At 71.5% G+C, this 21,301-nt stretch carries 20 protein-coding genes; 9 read left to right on the plus strand and 11 right to left on the minus strand.

Going from position 1 to position 21,301, the window contains the following annotated elements; all coding sequences use genetic code 11:
* From MKK64_RS24045 to MKK64_RS24070, 6 genes are all read left to right on the plus strand, one after another.
* Nucleotides 1–547: DNA translocase FtsK (locus MKK64_RS24045; protein WP_279593351.1), on the plus strand; the 547-nt coding region annotated here is incomplete at its 5' end.
* A 233-nt stretch (nucleotides 548–780) separates the two neighbouring features.
* Complete coding sequence (gene gntA / locus MKK64_RS24050; RefSeq protein ID WP_243934157.1) at nucleotides 781–1,545, plus strand: guanitoxin biosynthesis heme-dependent pre-guanitoxin N-hydroxylase GntA; 765 nt, start codon at nucleotides 781–783, stop codon at nucleotides 1,543–1,545.
* Entirely contained in the window at nucleotides 1,538–2,164 is a 627-nt protein-coding gene (locus MKK64_RS24055) for a DUF1989 domain-containing protein (RefSeq protein WP_243938075.1), read from the plus strand. Before gntA ends, MKK64_RS24055 begins: the two co-directional genes overlap by 8 nt.
* Nucleotides 2,165–2,238: 74 nt before the next feature.
* A complete protein-coding gene (locus MKK64_RS24060; protein WP_147727954.1) occupies nucleotides 2,239–2,391 on the plus strand; it encodes a DUF3096 domain-containing protein in 153 nt (50 codons plus the stop codon).
* 222 nt (nucleotides 2,392–2,613) lie between these two features.
* A complete protein-coding gene (ppdK, locus tag MKK64_RS24065) occupies nucleotides 2,614–5,304 on the plus strand; it encodes a pyruvate, phosphate dikinase (RefSeq protein WP_243938077.1) in 2,691 nt (896 codons plus the stop codon).
* A 354-nt stretch (nucleotides 5,305–5,658) separates the two neighbouring features.
* Entirely contained in the window at nucleotides 5,659–5,901 is a 243-nt protein-coding gene (locus MKK64_RS24070; RefSeq protein WP_147843906.1) for a hypothetical protein, read from the plus strand.
* A 30-nt stretch (nucleotides 5,902–5,931) separates the two neighbouring features.
* On the opposite strand, the gene MKK64_RS24075 is transcribed toward MKK64_RS24070, so the two are convergent.
* The 3 genes from MKK64_RS24075 to MKK64_RS24085 all read right to left on the minus strand — a co-directional run bounded on the left by MKK64_RS24075 (nucleotide 5,932) and on the right by MKK64_RS24085 (nucleotide 11,457).
* Nucleotides 5,932–7,374, minus strand: a complete 1,443-nt coding sequence (locus tag MKK64_RS24075) for a DUF882 domain-containing protein (RefSeq protein ID WP_243938089.1) — start codon at nucleotides 7,372–7,374, stop codon at nucleotides 5,932–5,934.
* 330 nt (nucleotides 7,375–7,704) lie between these two features.
* Nucleotides 7,705–9,801: a murein L,D-transpeptidase gene (locus MKK64_RS24080; RefSeq protein WP_243938078.1), complete on the minus strand. Its 2,097-nt coding sequence runs from the start codon at nucleotides 9,799–9,801 to the stop codon at nucleotides 7,705–7,707.
* Between the two features lie 162 nt (nucleotides 9,802–9,963).
* Nucleotides 9,964–11,457, minus strand: coding sequence for a sigma-54-dependent transcriptional regulator (locus MKK64_RS24085; protein ID WP_243938080.1), 1,494 nt, complete (start codon nucleotides 11,455–11,457; stop codon nucleotides 9,964–9,966).
* Between the two features lie 285 nt (nucleotides 11,458–11,742).
* On the opposite strand from MKK64_RS24085, the gene MKK64_RS24090 reads away from it, so the two are divergent.
* Complete coding sequence (locus MKK64_RS24090) at nucleotides 11,743–13,617, plus strand: M3 family oligoendopeptidase (RefSeq protein WP_243938082.1); 1,875 nt, start codon at nucleotides 11,743–11,745, stop codon at nucleotides 13,615–13,617.
* A 91-nt stretch (nucleotides 13,618–13,708) separates the two neighbouring features.
* Here the strand turns inward: MKK64_RS24090 and MKK64_RS24095 are convergent, their stop codons facing one another.
* The 7 genes from MKK64_RS24095 to MKK64_RS24120 form a co-directional block, all read right to left on the minus strand.
* Nucleotides 13,709–14,131, minus strand: a complete 423-nt coding sequence (locus tag MKK64_RS24095; RefSeq protein ID WP_147726259.1) for an organic hydroperoxide resistance protein — start codon at nucleotides 14,129–14,131, stop codon at nucleotides 13,709–13,711.
* Nucleotides 14,132–14,231: 100 nt separating this feature from the next.
* Nucleotides 14,232–15,446 (minus strand): acetyl-CoA C-acyltransferase, encoded by a 1,215-nt coding sequence (locus tag MKK64_RS24100; RefSeq protein WP_147842934.1) that lies wholly within the window; start codon nucleotides 15,444–15,446, stop codon nucleotides 14,232–14,234.
* Nucleotides 15,447–15,522: 76 nt separating this feature from the next.
* Nucleotides 15,523–16,407, minus strand: a complete 885-nt coding sequence (locus MKK64_RS24105) for a 3-keto-5-aminohexanoate cleavage protein (protein ID WP_243938084.1) — start codon at nucleotides 16,405–16,407, stop codon at nucleotides 15,523–15,525.
* Between the two features lie 10 nt (nucleotides 16,408–16,417).
* The gene (locus MKK64_RS24110; RefSeq protein ID WP_279593353.1) at nucleotides 16,418–17,020 is read right to left on the minus strand and encodes an SDR family NAD(P)-dependent oxidoreductase; all 603 of its coding nucleotides are present in this window, start codon (nucleotides 17,018–17,020) and stop codon (nucleotides 16,418–16,420) included.
* Nucleotides 16,906–17,175, minus strand: a complete 270-nt coding sequence (locus tag MKK64_RS28165) for an SDR family NAD(P)-dependent oxidoreductase (RefSeq protein ID WP_279593352.1) — start codon at nucleotides 17,173–17,175, stop codon at nucleotides 16,906–16,908. The genes MKK64_RS24110 and MKK64_RS28165 overlap by 115 nt, the downstream gene beginning before the upstream one ends.
* Before the next feature lie 40 nt (nucleotides 17,176–17,215).
* Complete coding sequence (locus tag MKK64_RS24115; RefSeq protein WP_243938086.1) at nucleotides 17,216–18,166, minus strand: 3-hydroxyacyl-CoA dehydrogenase family protein; 951 nt, start codon at nucleotides 18,164–18,166, stop codon at nucleotides 17,216–17,218.
* Between the two features lie 15 nt (nucleotides 18,167–18,181).
* Nucleotides 18,182–19,213, minus strand: coding sequence for a cyclase family protein (locus MKK64_RS24120; protein ID WP_243938087.1), 1,032 nt, complete (start codon nucleotides 19,211–19,213; stop codon nucleotides 18,182–18,184).
* 247 nt (nucleotides 19,214–19,460) lie between these two features.
* On the opposite strand from MKK64_RS24120, the gene MKK64_RS24125 reads away from it, so the two are divergent.
* Nucleotides 19,461–19,868 (plus strand): PaaI family thioesterase, encoded by a 408-nt coding sequence (locus MKK64_RS24125; RefSeq protein ID WP_147842939.1) that lies wholly within the window; start codon nucleotides 19,461–19,463, stop codon nucleotides 19,866–19,868.
* A 119-nt stretch (nucleotides 19,869–19,987) separates the two neighbouring features.
* Here the strand turns inward: MKK64_RS24125 and MKK64_RS24130 are convergent, their stop codons facing one another.
* On the minus strand, nucleotides 19,988–20,851 hold the full coding sequence (locus MKK64_RS24130; protein ID WP_147842940.1) for an outer membrane protein: 864 nt from the start codon (nucleotides 20,849–20,851) through the stop codon (nucleotides 19,988–19,990).
* Between the two features lie 312 nt (nucleotides 20,852–21,163).
* Between MKK64_RS24130 and MKK64_RS24135 the strand changes: the two genes are divergently transcribed.
* Nucleotides 21,164–21,301 (plus strand): GTP-binding protein (locus tag MKK64_RS24135; RefSeq protein WP_243934179.1); only part of this gene is annotated, 138 nt, incomplete at its 3' end.

The raw sequence follows: 21,301 nt of genomic DNA on the forward strand, positions 1-21,301 counted from the left end.
GATCAAGGCGAACTTCCCGACCCGGATCAGCTTCCAGGTGACGAGCAAGATCGACTCGCGCACGATCCTGGGCGAGATGGGCGCCGAGCAGCTCTTGGGCCAGGGCGACATGCTGTTCATGGCCGGCGGCGGGCGCACGACCCGGGTGCACGGGCCGTTCTGCTCGGATTCGGAGGTCGAGAGCGTGGTCGCCCACCTCAAGCGCCAGGGCCGCCCGGCCTACCTCGAGGCGGTAACCGCCGACGACGGGTCGGAGGATGCCCCCAAGGGGGCCGCCCAGGGCGCCGGCAGGGGCGGCGACGAGCTGGAGCTCGACGGCGCCGTGTTCGACCAGGGCTCGTTCGGCGAGGCCGGCGGCGACCTCTACGACCAGGCGGTGCAGGTGGTGCTTCGCGACAAGAAGGCGTCGACCAGCTACATCCAGCGCCGCCTGCAGATCGGCTACAACCGCGCCGCCTCGATCATGGAGCGCATGGAGCAGGAAGGCATCGTCGGCGGCGCCAACCATGCCGGCAAGCGCGAGATCCTGGTCGAGGCCGAAGGCTGAGGCATTCGGAAGGCGGATGCGTCCGGCACCCGCCGATCCCGGCTGCGATCGGATCGTCGAGGCGGGCATCCCCGGCCGAGCCGGCACTGTCCACAGCAGAGTGCGACCGATCGCGGCGGAGTCGGCCGGGATCAGGAACCGCACCGTCTGAGGCCGGTTCCCCCGATCCGGACGCCAATCTGCCTCCGGCATCGGCAACCGTGCCGCATATTTCATCGTAGACGCGGGATCTCATGCTTTCCTACGCGGACAACCGCGGGTTTTCGCTCGCTCCGGACCTGTCATCCCTGCACGCGGCGCCGCTCCGGCTGCCACGGGACGATGCCGACCATCCGCTGGCGGTGGCGTTCCGGGACTTCATCCGGGCGCAGCCCTTCCCGTGCGTCGGCGCGAAGTCGGCGCTGTCGCGGGGGCGGATGAAGATCGTGGTCGCCCGCGACATCACCTCCGGCTGGGACGACACGCGCATCTACCCGGCGCTGCTCGCCTTCATCGCGCGCTACCGCGCCCAGCCCGACCTGTTCCAGAGCTTCGCCATCGTGTTCGAAGGGCCGGGCGACCTGTCCGAGCAGGCCTTCGAGGAGAACCTGTGGGCGCGGGCCCAATCGCTCTCCGACAAGGACGGCTTCCTCGGCCAAGCCTACGACCGGCGCGTCTCGGCCGACCCGGAGGACGCGCACTTCTCCCTCAGCTTCGGCGGCGAGGCGTTCTTCATCGTCGGCCTGCATCCGGGCGCGAGCCGGCCGGCCAGGCGCTTCACGTCGCCGGTCCTGGTCTTCAACCTGCACGATCAGTTCGAGCGGCTGCGCGCCGAAGGGCGCTACGAGAAGCTGCGCGAGAACATCCTGGCCCGCGACGCGGCATTCGCCGGCTCGATCAACCCGATGCTGTCCCGGCACGGCGAGATCTCCGAAGCGCGCCAGTACAGCGGCCGCGCGGTCGACGCCGACTGGGCCTGCCCGTTCAGCGGGCGCACGAAGGGCGGCTCCGATGTCTGAGCCGCATCCGTCCTGCGGCCGTCACACCATCGCGCCGCGCTCGGGGACGGCCTTCACCCTCGACAAGGGCCAGTTCCTGATGGTCACCGACCCGCAGGGCGAGCAGGTCGCCGACATGCTGGCCTTCCGCCGCGACGACCTCGACGAGGTGATCTCGTCGGGCCGGACGCTGGACTATGCCAGCCGGATCTACCTGACCACGGGCGACCCGCTCTACTCGAACCGCTCCAACGTGATGCTCCGCATCGTCGCGGACACGGTCGGCCGGCACGACTTCCTGCTGACGCCGTGCTCGGCCGACACCTTCCGCATCATCTACGGCGACGCCGAGCCGCACCGCGGCTGCTTCGGCAACCTCGCGGCCGCCCTCGAGCCCTTCGGGATCGGGCCGGACCGGATCCCGGTGGCGTTCAACGTCTTCATGAACGTGACCGTGGACGGGAATACCGGCGCGCTGAAGGTCGAGCCGCCCCTGAGCCGCGCCGGAGACAGGATCGTGTTCGAGGCGATGCAGGACCTGGTGATCGGACTCACCGCTTGCTCGGCGCTGCAATCCAACAACTTCGCCTTCAAGCCGATCCAGTACGAAATCGTGCCGTCCTGGCCCCCGGCGTCCTGACGCCGGGCGGGAACCGTGCGCGCCATCGTGCGTCGCCCTCCGGCGGTCAAGCTCGGCCGCCGGAGGGCTTCGCCATGACCATCTCGATCTCGCACCTGCAGCCGGCCATCGCCATCCTGGCCGGGATCCTGATCCTGATCGCGCCGCGGCTGCTGAACTACATCGTCGCGATCTACCTGATCGCCGTCGGGGTGATTGGCCTCGGCCTGTTCCGCGGTCTATCGTGACGCCGTCAGGCCCGCTCGCGGCTGACAATGAACGCGGAGCGTCACATGCCGGGTGACCCGGCGCGCGGACGTTCATCTTGCGTTGCAACACGGGATGGTCCAACCCGCACCGATGGGCCCGAGGGGCCGGCAAACCCTTCGACGCCGGCTTCCTTTGACGCAAGATCCTTTTGACGCAAGACCCTTGGACGCGAGTCCTCTTGCACGACGGACGGAATCGATATGACGAGCGGCACCGCGAAGTGGGTCTACACCTTCGGCGACGGCAAGGCCGAGGGCAAATCGCAGATGCGCGACCTGCTCGGCGGCAAGGGCGCGAACCTCGCCGAGATGTCCAATCTCGGCCTGCCGGTGCCCCCCGGCTTCACCATCACCACCGAGGTCTGCACCGCCTACTACGAGAACGGCCAGACCTACCCGGCCGAGCTGAAGGCGCAGGTCGCCATCGCCCTCGAGCAGGTCGGCGCGATCACCGGCAAGACCTTCGGCGATGCGGCGAACCCGCTCCTCGTCTCGGTGCGCTCGGGCGCCCGCGCCTCGATGCCGGGCATGATGGACACGGTGCTCAACCTCGGCCTCAACGACGCGACCGTCGCCGCGCTCGCCGAGAGCTCGGGCGACCCGCGCTTCGCCTACGATTCCTACCGCCGCTTCATCACCATGTACTCGAACGTGGTGCTGGGCGTTGAGCACCACGCCTTCGAGGAGGCGCTGGAGCACTACAAGGAGGGCAAGGGCTTCGATCTCGACACCGAGCTCGGTGCCGACGACTGGAAGCACCTCATCGAGAAGTACAAGGCGATCGTCGTCGAGGAGCACGGCTCGCCGTTCCCGCAGGGCGCCGAGGACCAGCTCTGGGGCGCCATCGGCGCGGTGTTCGATTCGTGGATGATCCCGCGGGCGAAGAAGTACCGCGAGCTGAACGCCATCCCCGAGAGCTGGGGCACCGCCGTCAACGTCCAGGCCATGGTGTTCGGCAACATGGGCGACACCTCGGCCACCGGCGTCGCCTTCACCCGCAACCCGTCCACCGGCGAGCGCGCGCTCTACGGTGAGTTCCTGATCAACGCGCAGGGCGAGGACGTCGTCGCCGGCATCCGCACCCCGCAGGACATCACCGAGAAGGCCCGGCTCGAGGCCAAGTCCGAGAAGCCGTCGATGGAGCGGGCGATGCCCGAATCCTACGCCGAGCTGACGCGGATCTACGGCATCCTCGAGACCCATTACCGCGACATGCAGGACATGGAGTTCACCATCGAGAGCGGGAAGCTCTGGATGCTCCAGACCCGCAACGGCAAGCGCACCGCCAAGGCGGCGCTCCGCATCGCCGTGGATCTGGCCGGCGAGGGCCTGATCACGCAGGAGGAGGCGATCGCCCGGATCGAGCCCGGCGCGCTCGACCAGCTCCTGCACCCGACGATCGACCCGAAGGCCGAGCGCAAGGTGATCGCGCAGGGGCTGCCGGCCTCGCCGGGCGCCGCCACCGGCGAGATCGTGTTCAACTCCGAGGACGCCGAGACCCTGCGCAAGGCCGAGCGCAAGTGCATCCTCGTGCGCATCGAGACCTCGCCCGAGGACATCCACGGGATGCACGCCTCCGAGGGCATCCTGACCACGCGCGGCGGCATGACCTCCCATGCGGCCGTCGTCGCCCGCGGCATGGGCAAGCCCTGCGTGTCGGGCGTCGGCTCGATCCGGATCGACTACAAGGCGCAGACCCTCACGGTCGGCGGCGTGACGCTGAAGGCCGGCGACCGCATCACCATCGACGGCTCGACGGGGCAGGTGCTGCAGGGCGAGGTGACGATGCTGGCGCCCGAGCTGTCGGGCGACTTCGCCACCCTGATGGGCTGGGCCGACGCGTACCGCACCATGAAGGTGCGCGCCAACGCCGACACGCCGACCGACGCCCGCACCGCCCGCGACTTCGGCGCCGAGGGCATCGGCCTGTGCCGCACCGAGCACATGTTCTTCGAGGGCGACCGCATCATCGCGGTGCGCGAGATGATCCTGGCCGACGACGCGGAGGGGCGCCGCGCGGCGCTCGCCAAGATCCTGCCCTACCAGCGCCAGGACTTCGTCGAGCTGTTCACCATCATGTCGGGCCTGCCCGTCACGATCCGCCTGCTCGACCCGCCGCTGCACGAGTTCCTTCCGCATTCCGACGCCGAGGTGAAGGAGGTGATGGACGCCACCGGCATCGCGGAGGACCGGATCCGCCACCGGATGCGCGAGCTCTCCGAGTTCAACCCGATGCTCGGCTTCCGCGGCTGCCGCCTCGCCATCGCCTTCCCGGAGATCGCGGAGATGCAGGCCCGCGCCATCTTCGAGGCGGCCGTCCAGGCGGCGCAGGAGACCGGCGCGCCGGTCACCCCCGAGGTGATGGTGCCGCTGGTGTTCTCCCGCGCCGAGTTCGACATCGTGAAGGCCCGCATCGACGCGACCGCCAAGGCGGTGTCGGAGGAGACCGGCAAGGCGATCGGCTATCAGGTCGGCACCATGATCGAGCTGCCGCGCGCGGCGCTCAAGGCCAACGAGATCGCGGCGACGGCGGAGTTCTTCTCCTTCGGCACCAACGACCTGACGCAGACGGCGCTCGGCATCTCGCGCGACGACGCGGCGACCTTCCTCGGGCCCTACACCCAGAAGGGCATCCTGGCCGCCGACCCGTTCGTGACCATCGACCAGGAGGGCGTCGGCGAGCTGGTGCGGATCGGCGTCGAGCGCGGCCGCTCGGTCCGCCCCGACATCAAGCTCGGCATCTGCGGCGAGCACGGCGGCGACCCGGCCTCGATCGGCTTCTGCCAGGAGGTCGGCCTCGACTACGTGTCGTGCTCGCCCTACCGCGTGCCGATCGCCCGCCTCGCCGCCGCGCAGGCCGCCCTGGGCAAGGTCTCGGCGAAGGAAGGCTAGGCGCCCGCGAGCGCCGATCCGCGGATTTCGGCGCCGGGTCCTTTTGCTGGGCGGCCCAGCGTCATCATAACGCGCGGAAGCGGAACCGCGTTCTCCCTCCCCCCGTTGCGGGGGAGGGAAGGCGCGCGGGGGCCTTGAGCCGATAGGTCGATCCGGTCGCGCGAACGGGTGAGGAAGCCCACCTCGGCGCGCCTGGCGATCCCGCGTTAACCACGCACAAAAAACCTGCGAAAATAACGGACCCGGGCCGGCGAACCTCTGCCGTAGGGCCGCGTTGGATGCTAGTGGCGAACCGAATGCGCGTGAGCGATCGACGGTTCGACCGGGCGTCAGTCATCCGCGGGAACGCCGGCCATGAACGACTCGTCCTCGTCACAGCTCTACCTCGGGGAAAACCCCTGTGCCGTGCGGATTCCGAAGGTCTTCGCGCGGGCGTATCTCTGGCTCGTCGGTGCGGGAACGCTCCTCGGCGTGCTGGTCTTCGCCGTGGCGTCCCAGAGCAGCCTCGACGCGGCGCGCATCGCCGGATCGGACGCCGGGTACGCAGCGACCCTCGCCTCGGCGATGACGGTCAGCCAGGGCCGCCGCCTGCCCTGACGGCGGCGCCAACGAACCTTACGACATCCTTCAGCGACCGCCGGGAACGGCCCGGGTCGCCGAGCCCGTGAAGCGCGCGGCCGTGAGGTCGTCGCCGGGGCTGCGGCGGCCGAAGCGGGTCGTCACCGCGTCGGGCGACGCGCCGACGACCGCCTCCGGCGCCGCGTCCGTACGGGCGCGCGTCTGCGCCACGCGGACCGGGGCGATGCGGCTCGCCGGATGAGCGGCACCGGACTCGGTCGAGACCGCGGCGAACAGGGCGCGCAGCTGCGCCTTCGCATCGGCGTCGGCCGGGACCAGGGCGTCCACCGGGCGCGCCGCCGCGGGCCGCTCGGTGACGGCGGCGAGGCTCGTGCCCAGGCTGGCCATGCCGACGTTGCCGAGGCCGGCGAACTGCGCCGGGCGCGGCGGCGGCAGGGGCATCGCGAGCGCGGCGGCCGCGACGGCGGTGGCGAATTCGGCGGGCCGGCGCGGCGGCAGCGGCGCCGTCACGTTGGAGATCAGCGCCGCGTCGATCGCCTCCTCCGGCTTCGAGGCCGGTGGCTCGGCGGTGAGCAGGGCCCTGGCGTCGCGCCCGTCGCGGCGCAGCATCGCCTCGCGCAGCGCGCCGTCGGCGGCCGGCGCCGCCGGGGCGGCGTAGGCGAGGGCCGCACGGGTGCCGATGCCGTCTTCCGGGTCGGCGCTCGCCACCGCGACCACCGGCTTCGGCTTCCCGCGCGCCACCGCGACCGGCGCCGGAGCCGGATCGCTGCGGCTGCCGAACAGGCCAGCGAGGAACCCGACGAGGCTCGGGCCCTCCTCCTCGTCGGCGGAGGCGATCTGCGAGGACACGCCGAGCACGGTGCCGCCGCGGGCCAGGATCTCGGCGCGGGCCTCCTCGTAGCGCGGGAACGGCCGGTTGTCGGACGCCAGGTGGACGGTCTTGCCGTCGGGGAACAGGCGGGCGAGCTGGTCGTGGCTCATCCGCGGCCACATCCGGACCGAGCCGACGTCGAGATGGACGAAGGGCGAGCCGGCATGCGGATACCAGCCGACGCCGCCGCGCTGCATCTGCAGCCCGACCGCGCGGATGTCGTCGATGGAGACGCCCGGCAGGTAGAAATCCATCGCCTTGCCGAGCATGTGCTGGCTGTACTCGGCCACCGCCTTCGAGCGGCGGCGCAGCATCGCGTTGGTGCCGGGCGAGCGATAGGCCGACACCACGTGGATCGGCTCCGAGGCGCCGACCTGCCGATAGGCCTCCCAGACCGTGTCGAACAGGCGCGGGTCCATCTTGGTCGGCTCGTCGATGCGCCAGTCGCGCAGGAGCCAGTTCAGCTGCTCCAGGGCAGCACGGTCGTAGCGCCCATCGCGCTTGAACGTGATGGTCGCGCTCTCCTTGGTGTGGGTGTGGAAGATCGTGAGCGAGCGGGTGTCGCCGTTGGCGACCGCATCCTGGGTGCCGGTGGTTCCGGCCGCCAGCGCCAGCGCCATGCCGGACAGGCCGAAGAGGATGCGCCGAAGACGCGAGGGCCGGGGCGTCGTCTGGCTCGGCGTCGGCACGATCGTCTCACCCCTCGGACGCGACCCGCGTTCGGCGCGGAACCATGGTGAACGCAAGGTTGCCGAAAACCGTGAAGACCCGGTTATCGGCGGCCCGAGCCGGACACACGCGATTCCCTTACGGCTAAGTCTGGACCGTGGCGAAATCGTGCCGGCAAGCGCGGCGGCACACGTCGCCGCGGCGGTCGCCCGACGGGTGATGCGAATGGGCCACGGGGCCGGTGCGGGGGCTCCTCACGGACCGCGACCGGCGGGCTGCGGTCACCACCAGCTGCGCGAGACCGGAGCCGGGTTCGGCGTCCACAGGCCGGGCTCGCCGAACTCGGGCGGCGGCGCTTCCGCGGTCGCCCGCACGGCGCGGCGCGGCAGGGCGGCGTGGCGCGGCTTCGCCCGCGGCGGCGGCGGCGCCAGGGCCTCGGCCGTCCGGCGCGTCGGCTCGGACGGCCGGACCGCCGGCGAGACCTTGGCGACCGCACCGCCGCCACCGCCGAGGCCGAGGGCCGCGCGCATCGGTGCATCGTAGCCGTAGAGGTCGGGCAGCGTGCGGTAGCTGCCGCCGTCGTCGACGGTGGCGGTGAAGTAGGCGAGGTGCACCGGCAGCTTGTGCTCCAGGCGGATGGTGCGCTCGCCCTTGCCGACGAGCTTCTTCAGGCGCTCCTCGGTCCAGTTCGGCAGGACCACGTCGGCGAAGCGGAACGGGTCGTCGACGCGGACGCAGCCGTGGCTGAGGGCCCGTTCCGAACGCGAGAACAGCGAGCGGTTCGGCGTGTCGTGCAGGTACACGGCATGCTGGTTGGGGAACATGAACTTGATGAAGCCGAGCGCGTTCTTCTCGCCCGGCGGCTGGCGCAGCGAGACGTGGCCGCCGCGGCGCACGATCTCGTAGCCGCCCCAGGTGCTGCCGCCGTAGCTCGCAATCTTCGGCAGCATCGTCTTCAGGATCGAGGGCGGCACGTACCACGACGGGTTCACCACCGCGTATTCCATCAGCCCCGAGAACAGGGGCGTGCGCGAATCCGGCTTGCCGACGATGACGCGGGCCTCGTCGCGCTGGCGTCCGTCGCGGAACACGCGCAGGCGGAATTCCGGCACGTTGACCAGCACGTAGTCGGGCCCGAGATCGGTGCCGAGCCAGCGCCAGCGCTCCATGTTGACGATCAGCGCCGCGTCGTCGCCCACCGGCCGCACCGCACTCGCCTGCCTGGCGCCCTGCGCCAGCGCCACCACCGTCTGGACGTTGAGGACGCCGTTGCCGGGCAGGCCGCGGCCGCGCTGGAACTTGGCGACCGCCGCGGCGACGCCGGAATCGTAATCCTCCGGATCGCCCGGGGGGACGTCGAGGGTGCCGGCCTTCCGGCTCTCCAGATCGAAATGGGCGCGCAGCAGGGGCACGCGCGCATCGCGCATGCCGACGCGCAGGGCCGGACCGGGCGGCAGGCGCAGGGTGGTCGCCGGACCCGCATCGTCCGTCGCGGCCGGTGCGCGTGCCACCGACAGGCGGCTCTTGAGGGCGAGATAGCCGGGGGAGCGCGGATTGTAGGCCTGGAGCAGGTCGCCGGCGGTGCCGCCTGCGCCGGCGAGGCTCGCCAGGACCGTGTCGGCGGCCGGCAGATCGAGGGTCGGCGTGATCAGCCGCGAGATCGCGGCGAGGTTGATCCGCCCGCCGCGCGCGTCGCGGGCATAGAGGGCGGCGGCGGCCGAGAGCTTCAGGTCGGCCTCCGCGACGGCGGCCAGATCCTCGGCCTTGGCGGGGCTTTCCGTCTTGCCGGCGGTGTCGGCTTTCCCCGCCTTCGGGAGCGCCGGCACCGGATAGGCGCGGGCGTCGAGGCCGTCCTCGGGCGCCGCCGCGAGGCGTGCGGCGACGGCCTTCGCCGCCGGCGTGTAGGCGCCGTCCACGATCCAGACCGGCTTGAAGGCGCCGAGCGCGTAGAACGCCTGGATCGCCTCGCGCTCCTTCGTCGTCAGGCGGGCGAGCAGCGGGGCAGGCGAGGCCAGGCGGTTGAACACGGCGGCCGCCTGCGGGTCGCTCGGCACGGTGGGCGCCGCGGCGACCGCCGGACGCTCCGGTCCGGGCGCCTCGGTCTGGGCCGGATCGGCCTTCGGCGGCTCGGACGGCGTCACCGCCTCGAGGCCGGTGGCCGGCGGCGGCAGGCTCGGATCCGAGACCGCGGCCGGATCGGATGCGGGCGCCTTATCGGCGGCGACGGCCTTGTCCGGGGTCGCGGTGGCGACGGCGGTGGCGGGCGGGATGTCGTCCAGGCCACCGCGGGCGAAGGCCGCCGTGGAAAGGGCGCCCTGCGCGACGGAGCCGGCCAACAGGACGGCCAGGGCTGCTTTGGCCGAGCGCGAGACGCCCATCTGCGAACCTCCTGGGGACCGACCTCGAGGCCGCCCACAACCTTATCAGTATCGGCGCAAGCCCGGTCGTGCGCAATCGCACCCCCTCCGCTCGCGCCGTCGCGTGCCTGCAAGTGCCTGATGCGCCGAGCCCATCGGTCAGGCGTCGGCCCTCGGGCCGGATCAGGCCGCGGCCTCTTCGGCCTTGTCGTCGCCGTCGAGCCCAAGATCCTTGAGCTTGCGATACAGGGTGGACCGGCCGATTCCGAGGCGGCGCGACACCTCCGACATCCGGCCGCGATAGAATTGCAGCGCGAAGCGGATGATCTCGGCCTCCAGCGCATCCATCGGCTTCATCTCGCCGGTGTCCTCGACCACCAGCGACATCGCGTGGGGGTCGCGCACCTCGACGCGGACGATCTCGCGCACCGGCTCGGGCGAATGGGCCGACAGCATCGGCTGCACGGGCGCCGCCGGGATGCGGACGTCGAAGCCCTCGACCTGGGCGGCGATCTGCGGGAACTCGGCCACCGTCAGCTCGTCGCCGTCGGCGAGCACCACCGCGCGGAACAGCGCGTTCTCGAGCTGGCGGACGTTGCCTGGCCAGCCGTATTGGGTCAGCAGCGCCATCGCCTCGGGGGTGATCGCGCGGACGCGCTTGCCTTCCTCGGCCGCGAACCGGGCGCAGAACGAGCGCACCAGGTCGGGCACGTCCTCGCGCCGGGCGCGGAGCGGCGGCAGGGTCATCGGGAAGACGTTGAGGCGATAGTACAGGTCCTCGCGGAAGCGGCCCTCCTTGACGAGGTCGAGCAGCGAGCGGTTCGTCGCCGAGACCAGGCGGATGTCGACGCGCACGCTGCGCTTGCCCCCGACCGGGTCGACCTCGCCCTCCTGCAGCGCGCGCAGCAGCTTCACCTGCGCATCGAGGGGCAGCTCGCCGATCTCGTCGAGGAACAGCGTCCCGCCGGACGCCTCGACGAACTTGCCGGCATGGCGCTCGGTGGCGCCGGTGAAGGCGCCCTTCTCGTGCCCGAACAGGGTCGATTCGACGAGGTTGTCGGGGATCGCCCCGCAATTGACCGTAACGAAGGGCTTTCCGCGCCGCTCGCCCGATCCTTGGATCGCGCGCGCCAGCACCTCCTTGCCGACGCCGGATTCGCCCTCGATCAGCACCGGGATGTTGGATTTCGCGGCGCGTTCGGCGAGCCGGATCACCCGCTCCATGTCGGGCGACTTCGAGGTGAGGTCCTTGAAGCTGAGCGAGCCGGAGGCGCGGCGGCGCATGCGCCGGACCTCCTCCTCCAGGTGGTCGACCCGGAGCGCGTTCTTGATCGAGACCTGCAGCCGCTCGGCGCCGGCGGGCTTGACCACGAAGTCGACGGCGCCGGCGCGCATCGCGGTGACGACGGCGTCGATGGAGCCGTTGGCGGTCTGGACGATGACCGGGGTGTCGAGGCCGGATTTCCGCATCTCGGCGAGCACGCCGAGGCCGTCGAGGCCGCCGGGCATGACGAGGTCGAGCAGCACCACGTCGATCTCGGGCTGGGTCCGCAGCAGCGCGAGCGCGTCCGCACCGTTCTCCGCGAGCTTCGCCTCGAAGCCGAAGCGGCGCACCGTCGCCTCGGCGAGACGACGCTGAACGGGATCGTCGTCGACGATCAGGACCGTTGTCGCCATGCGGGCTTTTCCTCGCTGCCGCGGGTCGACCGCGGCGCCGGACCTCGCGGGACCCGGCACCCGGCACGACCGGCGGGTGTTTCGTTTCGAGCCGGAGCGTCGCCCAGATGCGTAAAGCCCCGCTTAACGACGACGGGAGATTTGCCGCAGGCGCCGCTTGCATCCCCGGCGGCCGCCGAATTCGGTTGAACGCCGTCGATCGCGCTCGATATGAGGCGGGAAGGGCCCGTCGGGCCCCGCGCGGGCGACACGCCGGCAACGAACCGAGGATGCATGCGAGGAATCATGTCCGCCCGAGCCTTCGCCCCCGCAGGGTCGCCCCTCCGGAGCGCCGAGGGCGCCTCCGCGGCGCGTGCCGCGGCCCACGCAGTCGATCTCGGGCCGCTTCCCGAATGGGACCTCGCCGACCTGTATTCCGGCCTGGACGCGCCGGACTTCCGCCGCGACCTCGCGAAGGCGGAAACGGATTGCCGTTCGTTCTCCGAGACCTACGCCGGGAAGGTCGCGCAGCTCGCGAGCGGGCCCGACGCCTCGGGCAAGCTCTCCGCCGCGGTCGCGGCCTACGAGGCGATCGAGGAGCTGCTCGGCCGCCTGATGTCCTATGCCGGGCTGGTCTATTCCGGCGACACCACCGACGAGGCGCGGGCGAAGTTCTACGGCGACACCCGCGAGCGCCTCACCGACGCCTCCGGAAACCTGCTGTTCTTCGCGCTCGAGCTCAACCGGATCGAGGACGGGGTTCTCGACGTGGCGATGTCCGCCGGGCCGCTCGCTCGCTACGCCCCGTGGATCGAGGATCTGCGCCGCGAAAAGCCGTTCCAGCTCGAGGACCGGATCGAGAAGCTGTTCCTGGAGAAATCCGTCACCGCGAACGCGGCCTGGGACCGCCTGTTCAACGAGACCATCGCGGCCCTGCGCTTCCCCGTCCAGGGGGAGCGGCTGCCCCTGGAGCCGACGCTGAACAAGCTCCAGGACCCGGACGGCGAGGTCCGCCGGGAGGCGGCCGGGGCGCTGAGCGAGGTGTTCCGCGAGAACCTGCGGGTGTTCACGCTGATCACCAACACGCTGGCCAAGGACAAGGAGATCTCGGACCGCTGGCGCGGCTTCAAGGACGTGGCGGATGCCCGCCACCTCTCGAACCGCGTCGAGCCCGAGGTGGTCGCGGCGCTGGTCGATGCCGTTCGCGAGGCCTATCCGCGGCTCTCGCACCGCTACTACCGGCTGAAGGCCAAGTGGTTCGGCGTCGAGGCGCTGCCCTACTGGGACCGCAACGCGCCGCTGCCGAAGGTCGAGCAGCGCACCATCCCGTGGACCGAGGCGCGCGACACGGTGCTCGACGCCTACGGCGCGTTCTCGCCGAAGATGGCCGGCATCGCGCGGGACTTCTTCGACCGGCGCTGGATCGACGCGCCGACGCGGCCCGGCAAGGCGCCCGGCGCCTTCGCACACCCGACGGTGCCTTCGGTCCACCCCTACGTGCTGGTCAACTACCAGGGCAAGCCGCGGGACGTGATGACCCTCGCGCACGAGCTCGGCCACGGCGTGCACCAGGTGCTGGCCGGCCACAACGGCGCGCTGATGGCACCGACGCCGCTGACCCTGGCCGAGACCGCCAGCGTGTTCGGCGAGATGCTGACCTTCCGGCGCCTGCTCGCGGCGACGACCGACACGACCCAGCGCCGGGCGATGCTGGCCGCCAAGGTCGAGGACATGATCAACACGGTGGTGCGCCAGATCGCGTTCTACTCCTTCGAGCGCAAGGTCCACCTCGCGCGCGCCGAGGGCGAGCTCACGGCGGAGCAGATCAACGGCCTGTGGATGTCGGTGCAGGCCGAATCGCTCGGCCCGGCGATCACGCTCGATGCCGGATACGAGCCGTTCTGGGCCTACATCCCCCACTTCATCCACTCGCCGTTCTACGTCTACGCCTACGCCTTCGGCGACTGCCTGGTGAACTCGCTCTACGGGGTCTACGCGAAGGCGGAGGGCGGCTTCGTCGAGCGCTACTTCGCTCTGCTCTCGGCCGGCGGCTCGAAGCCCTACGGCGAGCTCCTGGCCCCGTTCGGCCTCGACGCCCGCGATCCCGGCTTCTGGCAGATCGGCCTCGGCATGATCGAGGGCATGATCGCGGAGCTGGAGGGGATGGAATCCGAGGCCTGAACGCCAGGGCCCTCCCGCGGTCGACACGCATGAAAAGACCCGCGACGGGGTGCCCCGTCGCGGGTCTTTTCGGTCTCGGTTCCGGCCGCGATCAGACGGCGGCGACGTCGACCCGGATGTTGCCGCGGGTGGCGTGCGAGTACGGGCAGACCACGTCGGCGCGCTTCACGAGGTCGGCGGCCTTCTCGGCATCGATGCCCGGCAGGCTGGCCTTGAGGCTGACGGTGAGGCCGAAGCCGGTGCCGTCGTCGCGCTTGCCGATGCCGACCTCGGCGTCGACGCGGGCGTCCTCGGGCACCTTCACCTTGTCCTGGGCGGCGACGAACTTGATCGCGCCGAGGAAGCAGGCGGCGTAGCCGGCGGCAAAGAGCTGCTCGGGGTTGCTGCCCGGGCCGCCGTTGCCGCCGAGCTCCTTCGGGGTCGAGAGGCCGACGCCGAGACGGCTGTCGTCGGTCGCGGCAGATCCTTCGCGGCCGCCGGTGGCGTGGGCGTGGGCGGTGTAGAGAGCCTGCATCGTCGTCTCCTGTCGGCGTTGGGAATCACGCACCCGCTCGCGGGCGATCGATGACCCTTCATTCCACGAAACTAGGTTGCGCGCAACCGATGTCGCGCGTTCAGTAGATCTCGAACAGGCCGGCCGCGCCCATGCCGCCGCCCACGCACATCGTGACCACGCCGTACTTGGCGCCCCGGCGGCGCCCCTCGATCAGCAGGTGCCCGGTCATGCGCGCGCCGGACATGCCGTAGGGATGGCCGATCGCGATCGCGCCGCCGTCGACGTTGAGGCGCTCGTCGGGAATGCCGAGGCGGTCGCGGCAATACAGGACCTGGACCGCGAAGGCCTCGTTCAGCTCCCACAGGTCGATGTCGCCGACGGTGAGCCCGTGCTGCTCCAGAAGCTTGGGCACGGCGAAGACCGGGCCGATGCCCATCTCGTCGGGCGCGCACCCGGCCACCGCCATGCCGCGATAGGCGCCGAGCGGCTGCAGCCCGCGCCGCTCGGCCTCCCGCGCCTCCATCAGCACGCAGGCCGAGGCGCCGTCCGAGAGCTGGCTCGCGTTGCCGGCGGTGATGAACGCGCCCTCGGCGACGGCCTGCCCGTTGCGGAACACCGGCTTCAGGGCGGAAAGGTCCTCGAGCCGGGTCTGCGGCCGGTTGCCCTCGTCCTGCGAGAGCGTCACCGCGCGCTTCGTCACGGCACCGGTCGCCTTGTCGACGACCGCCATCTCGGTCGCCAGTGGCACGATCTCGTCGGCGAAGCGCCGGTTGGCCTGGGCCTCGGCGGTGCGGTGCTGCGACTGCAGCGCGTAGCGGTCCTGCGCCTCCCGATCGATGCCGTAGCGGGCGGCGACGATCTCGGCGGTCTCCAGCATCGACATGTAGACGTGCGGGGCCATCGCGGTGAGCGCCGCATCCTCGGCGCGGAAGCGATTCAGGTGCTCGTTCTGGACGAGCGAGATCGATTCGAGGCCGCCGCCGATCGCGGCCTGCATGCCGTCGACGACGATCTGCTTCGCCGCGGTGGCGATCGCCATCAGCCCCGAGGCGCATTGCCGGTCGACGCTCATCCCCGCCACCGAAGCCGGAAGCCCGGCCCGCAGGGCGGATTGCCGCGCGATGTTGGTGCCGGTGGAGCCCTGCTGCAGGGCGGCCCCGAGGATCACGTCGCCGATCAGCGTGCCGGCTTCCTCCGGCGCGATGCCGGCGCGGGAGAGCGCGTGGGCGATCGCGTGGCCGCCGAGCGCCTGCGCCTGGGTGTCGTTGAAGGCGCCGCGATAGGCCTTGCCGATCGGGGTCCGCGCGGTCGAGACGATGACGGCTTCACGCATGGTGTGCTGGTCCTTGGCGGGGCCGATCCCGCCCGTATCGGGAAGACAGGCGGTGTGCCGGATCCGGCCGGCCGGCTCAACCGCGCGCGGCTAGCCGGAAGATCGCGCGCGCCTCGGCCGGGCTCGCCGGTGCGCAGTCGATGAGCGACAGCAGCGTCACCGCCTTCTCGACGAGCGCGGCGTTGCTCGGCGCCAGGCGTCCGCGGGCGAGGTAGAGGTTGTCCTCCAGGCCGACCCGGACGTTGCCGCCCATGCTGGCGGCGAGCGCCACCATCGGGAACTCGGCCCGGCCGATGCCGAAGGCCGACCAGACCGCGTCGGCCGGCAGGCGCGCGCGCATCTGCACCAGGGTCTCGGGGTCGGCCGGCGCCCCCCACGGGATGCCCAGGCAGATCTGGAACAGCGGCGGGGCGGCGAGATGCCCCTCGGCGATGAGGTGGCGGGCGAGCGCGATGTGGCCGAGGTCGAACACCTCGATCTCCGGCCGCACGCCGGCGGCGCGGATCGCCTCGGCCATGGCGCGCAGGTGCGCCGGGGTGTTGAGGAACAGGTTCTCGCCGAAGTTCATCGTCGCGACGTCGAGGGTGCAGAGCTCCGGCCTGAGCGCGCTCACGTGGCGGGTGCGCACCGCCGGGGTCTCGAAGAGGGTGCCAAGCCCCGCCGCGGCCGGATCGGACGCGCCCGGCACGAAGCGTCCGCCGGCGCCCGTGGTCAGGTTGAGGATCACGTCGGCGTTGCGCTCGCGGATGCGCTCCACCACCTCGCGGTAATGCGCGAGCTCCATGCTCGGCGCCGCGGTCTCGGGGTGGCGGACGTGGATGTGCACCACCGCGGCGCCGGCCTCGGCCGCCTCGAGCGCCGAGCGGGCGATGGCCACCGGGCTGACCGGCACCGCCGGGTTCTTCGACGGCGTGTCGAACGAGCCCGTCAGGGCGCAGGTGATCACGGTCTTCTGCGACATCGCCGTCTCCTCAGATCATCCCGCCGTCGACCACCAGCGTCTCGCCGGTGATGTAGGCCCCGCCGGCGGCGAGGAAGAACATCGCCTCGGCGATGTCCTCGGGCTCGGCCAGGCGCGCCATCAGGGTGTTGGCGACGGTCGCCGCCTTGCGCGCCTCGGGCCAGTTCGCGGTCCAGGGCGTGGCCACGAGGCCCGGCGCGACCGCGTTGACGCGGATCTCGGGGGCGAGCGCCCGGGCGAGCGAGCGCGTCAGGTTCACGAGCCCGGCCTTGCTCGCCGAGTAGGCGATGCTGGAGCCGCGCCGTCCGAGGCCGGCGACCGAAGCGGTGTTGACGATGGCGCCGCGGCGCGCCCGCAGGGCGGGGGCGGCGGCCCGCGCGCAGCGATAGGGGCCGACGAGGTTGGTCGACAGGATCGAATCCCAGAAATCCTCGGTCATCGCGTCGAGGTCCTCGAAGGCGATCGGCGCCTGCGTGCCCGAGGTGCCGGCATTGTTGATCAGCACGTCGAGGCCGCCGAGCATCGCGATCGCCTCGGCCACCATCGCCTCCGCCTCGCCTGCGCGGGAGACGTCACCGGCGACCGCCGTGACGGAGAGACCGTCCGCGCGCAGACGCCGGCGGCCTCCAGGCCGCGTGGGTCGTCCGCGAGGTGGTTCAGGGCGACCGCGGCCCCGTTGCGCGCGAACAGCGTGGCGGCGGCCAGGCCGATGCCGGAGGACGCCCCGGTGACGAGGACGGCTTTGCCGCGAAGGTCGGCGCCGATCATGCTGTGCTCCCGTCTGCGATCGGAGGTCGGCGGCGGACGCTCACGTGCCCTCCATCCGGCCGATGCCGCGCATCGCCGCCTTGAGGGCGAGCAGCTTGCGGTCGCGCGCGCGGAACAGCTCCGCCGGGTCGCGGCCGCCCCAGTCGAAGTAGCCGCGCCCGGCCATTACCCCGGTCCGGCCCTCGGCGCAGAGGGCGTCGAGGCTGCCCGACCGGGTGCGCGGCGGGGGCGGGGCGTAGCTCGCGTTGGCGAGCGCCCGGCGCTGCAGGTCGAGCCCGGTGAAGTCCGCCTTGGCGAGGTGGCCGAGAATCGGGGTGCGCAGCGAGAGCCCGTGCACGATGGCGTCGTCGATCTCGCGCGGGGTGGCGTAGCCTTCGTCGAGGAGGTGGTGCACCTCGGCGGTGATCGCCGACTGGATGCGGTTGGCGACGTAGCCCGGCACGAAGCGCTTGAGGACGATCGGCACCTGGCCGAGCCCGACGACGAGGTCGCGGATCTCGGCCACCACCTCCGGCCGCGTCTCGGGACCCGGCACCACGTCGACGAGATCGATGATGTAGGGGGGCGTGTACCAGTGCGCGACGAGGGCGCGCGGCTGCCGCCCGACCGGGATCAGCGGGAAGACGTCGAGGTAGCTGGTGTTGCTGGCGATCACCGCGTCGGCGGCGCAGAGCCCGTCGAGCTCGGAGAACAGCGTGCGCTTCGCCTCCGGGTCCTCGGTGATCGCCTCGACGACGAGGCTCGCCCCATCGACCGTGGCCGCGAGGTCCGGCGAAAGCCGCACGGCCGCGGCGAGGCGGTCGGCGGTCCACCCGTCCGACGCGGCGCCGGCTTCCGCCAAGGTCGCAAGCGCGGAGGCCATCAGGGCGGGCACCGCATCAAGGGTCTCGGCGCGGCTGTCCGTGAGGCGGACGGCATGGCCGCCGAGCGCCAGGACCAGGGCGATGCCGTGACCCATCAGCCCGGCCCCGACGACGGCGATCTCGGCCATGATGTCCTCCTCCGGTCAGACGGTGGCGATCGGCGTCGCCGGCGAGCCGACGGCGCCGGGAAGCCGCAGGGGCGGCGCGGTGAGCAGGAAGCGATGGCGCCCGTTCGCCCTGAGCCAGGCCGCCAACGGGGTCAGGTGCCAGAGCTCGCCCAGCGGCAGCCCGAGCTTGAACAGGCAGTGCTCGTGCAGCGGCAGGATCGCGCAGCACGCCCCGCCCGGCCGGGCGGGATAGGCCTCGACCGCGTAGTTGTCGGCGGCGAGCGCGGAGAGCCCGCTGTCGGTGATCCAGGCGAGCAGCCTCGCGTCGCGGCCATCGAGGACGGCGCTGATGCGGTGGACCTCCTGCGGGTCCGGATGCCCGGCCCAGGCGAGGAGCCGGTCGGCGAAGCCGGTATGCAGGCAGACCATGTCGCCGGGCTCGACCGCGACCCCGTCGGCTTCCAGGATCCGCATCAGGGCGTCGTAGCCGACGAGCGTGCGGGCGTCGCCGTGATGCGCCCGCAGGTCGACCATCACGCCACGGCCCTGCATGCCGTGCTCGGCCAAGCGCTCGATGCCGAGGCGGTGCGCGCGCGACGGGGCCTCGACCTCGGCCACCTCGCTCGGACCCGTCACGTCGAGGCCGCCGCGGAAACCGTTGTAGTAGACGGGTTTCGGCGTTCCGTCCCCGTCGGCGTCGAACAGACCGCCGACATGAGCGAGGCTGTCCCACTGCGTCGAGTATTGCAGATAGAGCATCACCCGGTCGTCGCAGATCACGTCGGTGGCGCCATCGACCTCCTCGCAGACCCGGAAGTTGGTCACAGGCCGGCCGTTGGCCCGGACCGTCGGGCTGAGGCGCGGCGGGTGGCGGCGCTGGTTCAGGACGTTGCCGCCGGGCAGGTCGAGGGGCAGGCTGAGGCAGAAGGTCCGGCCCACGCGGACCTCCGCGACGCCCTGGAGCACCTTGGCCGCATCGAGCCCGTTGACGCGGCCGAGTTGGTCCTCAGGGCCGTAATCGCCCCAGGTCGAGCCCTCGGGCCGGCGGCGCCAGCGCGGCTCGGTCATCGGCGCGTCCTGCCGGTATCGGTTCTGCCCTCGCAGATCCGGGGCGCGGCGGGTGCCGGAGCCGGGCGCATGCGTCCATCCCTGAAGGCGGATCCTTGGCGGATCCCGTTGGCCGCATCGTCCGTCCGGCCATACCGGTCTGTCAACGACCGGGTCGCGGCCGGAGCGACGAAGCCGGGCGGATTTGTCAGGGCGCGCGAGCGCCCGCATACCGGACCTTCGAAACGGGCGAGGGCCGGAGCAGCCGATGCGCGAGCAGGATACGATCTTCGGAGCCGACATCCCGTTTGCGCGGCTCTGCGGCGTCGAGGCGCTCGGCTATGCCGAGGGACGCACCCGGCTGCGGCTGAGGCTGCGCGACGACCACGGCAACAACCTCGGCATCGCCCATGGCGGTGTGATCTGCACGCTCCTCGACATCGCCATGGGGACGGCGGCGCGGCTCGCCGCCGGGCGGCCGGTGCTCACCCTCGACATGCAGACCCGCTTCCTCGCCCCCGGCCGCGGCTTGCTGCTCGCCGAAGGGTTCGTCGTGCGCGGCGGGCGTTCGGTGCTGTTCTGCGAGGCGGAGATCCGCGGGGAGGGCGGCGATCTGGTCGCCACCGCGAGCGGCCTGTTCAAGCCTGCCCGCAGCGAACCGGGGCCTGCGGCGTGAGGTAGGCGACCATCGACGAAAGCGGCCGCCGCCGACACGAAAAAAGCCCCGGACGCATGCGCCCGGGGCTTCATCGCAGCATTCCAAGGGGCCGGAGGGATCACCCTCCGGCGAAGACCTTAGAGGCCGCCGAACTTGTAGTTGAAGCCAGCGCGGATGATGCTGCCCTCGGTGCGGAAGCGCGAGATGTAGCCGGCGCCCGGGCCGACACCGTTGAACGAGCCGACGATGACGTTGCGGCTGCCGAGGTCGTAGTGGAGGTATTCGGCCTTGATCGTCACGGCGTCGTACTTCAGGCCGAGATACTTCGCGAAGGCGAAGGTGTTCAGGAAGCTGTCGGTCGGGATCGCGTACTCGACGCCGCCGCCGTAGGCGTAACCGGTCTCGAGGTTGTTGGTGCGGCCGGCGAAGGCGAGGGCGCCGCCGGGGGTGTAGAAGTTGGCATCGTACTGGACCTCGCCGAAGGCGAAGCCGCCGGTCCCGTAGACCATGAACCGGTCGAAGGCGTAGCCGACGCGGCCGGTGACGGTGCCGAGGTATTCCAGGCTCTGGCGGAAGTAGTTCGGGTTGGGCAGGACGCCGCCGGCGTTCGGAGCGTCGAGGCTGAAGCGGCCCTTGTGGATGTCGGTCCAGTCGACGCTGACGGCGCCGCCGAGGACGAAGCCGGAGCCCGGGGTGAACTGATAGTTGTAGCCCGCGGTGCCGCCGATCTTGCCGATGCCGTCGGTCTCGGTGGTGGCCAGCGGCGGACGACGCAGGGCCTGCACGTTGGCGACGTTCACGGGCGAGATGCCGGTGGTGGTGATCCGCTGGCGGTCGGTGAAGGTGTAGGTCGACTCGAGGCCGGCGTAGAAGCCGGTCCAGGTGAACACCGGGATCGGGGTGAAGACCGGCGGGGGCTCGCGGCGCGGCAGGTCGGCGGCGGAGGCGACGGCGGTCATGCCGGCCAGCACGGTCGAGGCGAGGAGAAGCTTCTTCGTCATGTGAGGGGTACCTGAAGACTGTCCCGAATGGCTCTGGCCCCACTTAAGCGTAAGCATGCCCGGGCAACTATGCCCGCCATGCCACAGTGCGGCCCAAATGCAGCGGTGGCGCCACGGACGACCTTGCCCGACCGAATCGCCGCCGGCCTGCCCGGTCGGGCCGGCGGCGGGCGCGGCCGGGGCGCCGGCCCTTGATCAAAGGACGGCGAGCCTCTAATCCGACCGCGCCTTTCGCCGGGGCTCCCCCGCGAGCCGGGCGAGAGTCGAGATCGGGTGCGCCCGTGCGCGGGCCCTGCCGCAGGAACGGGAACCATGGCCAAAGAGAAGTTTGCCCGCACGAAGCCGCACTGCAACATCGGCACGATCGGTCACGTCGACCACGGCAAGACGTCGCTGACGGCGGCGATCACGAAGGTCTTGGCGGAGTCCGGCGGGGCGACGTTCACGGCC

Source organism: Methylobacterium sp. E-025 (genome assembly GCF_022829705.1).
Classification (GTDB): Bacteria; Pseudomonadota; Alphaproteobacteria; order Rhizobiales; family Beijerinckiaceae; genus Methylobacterium.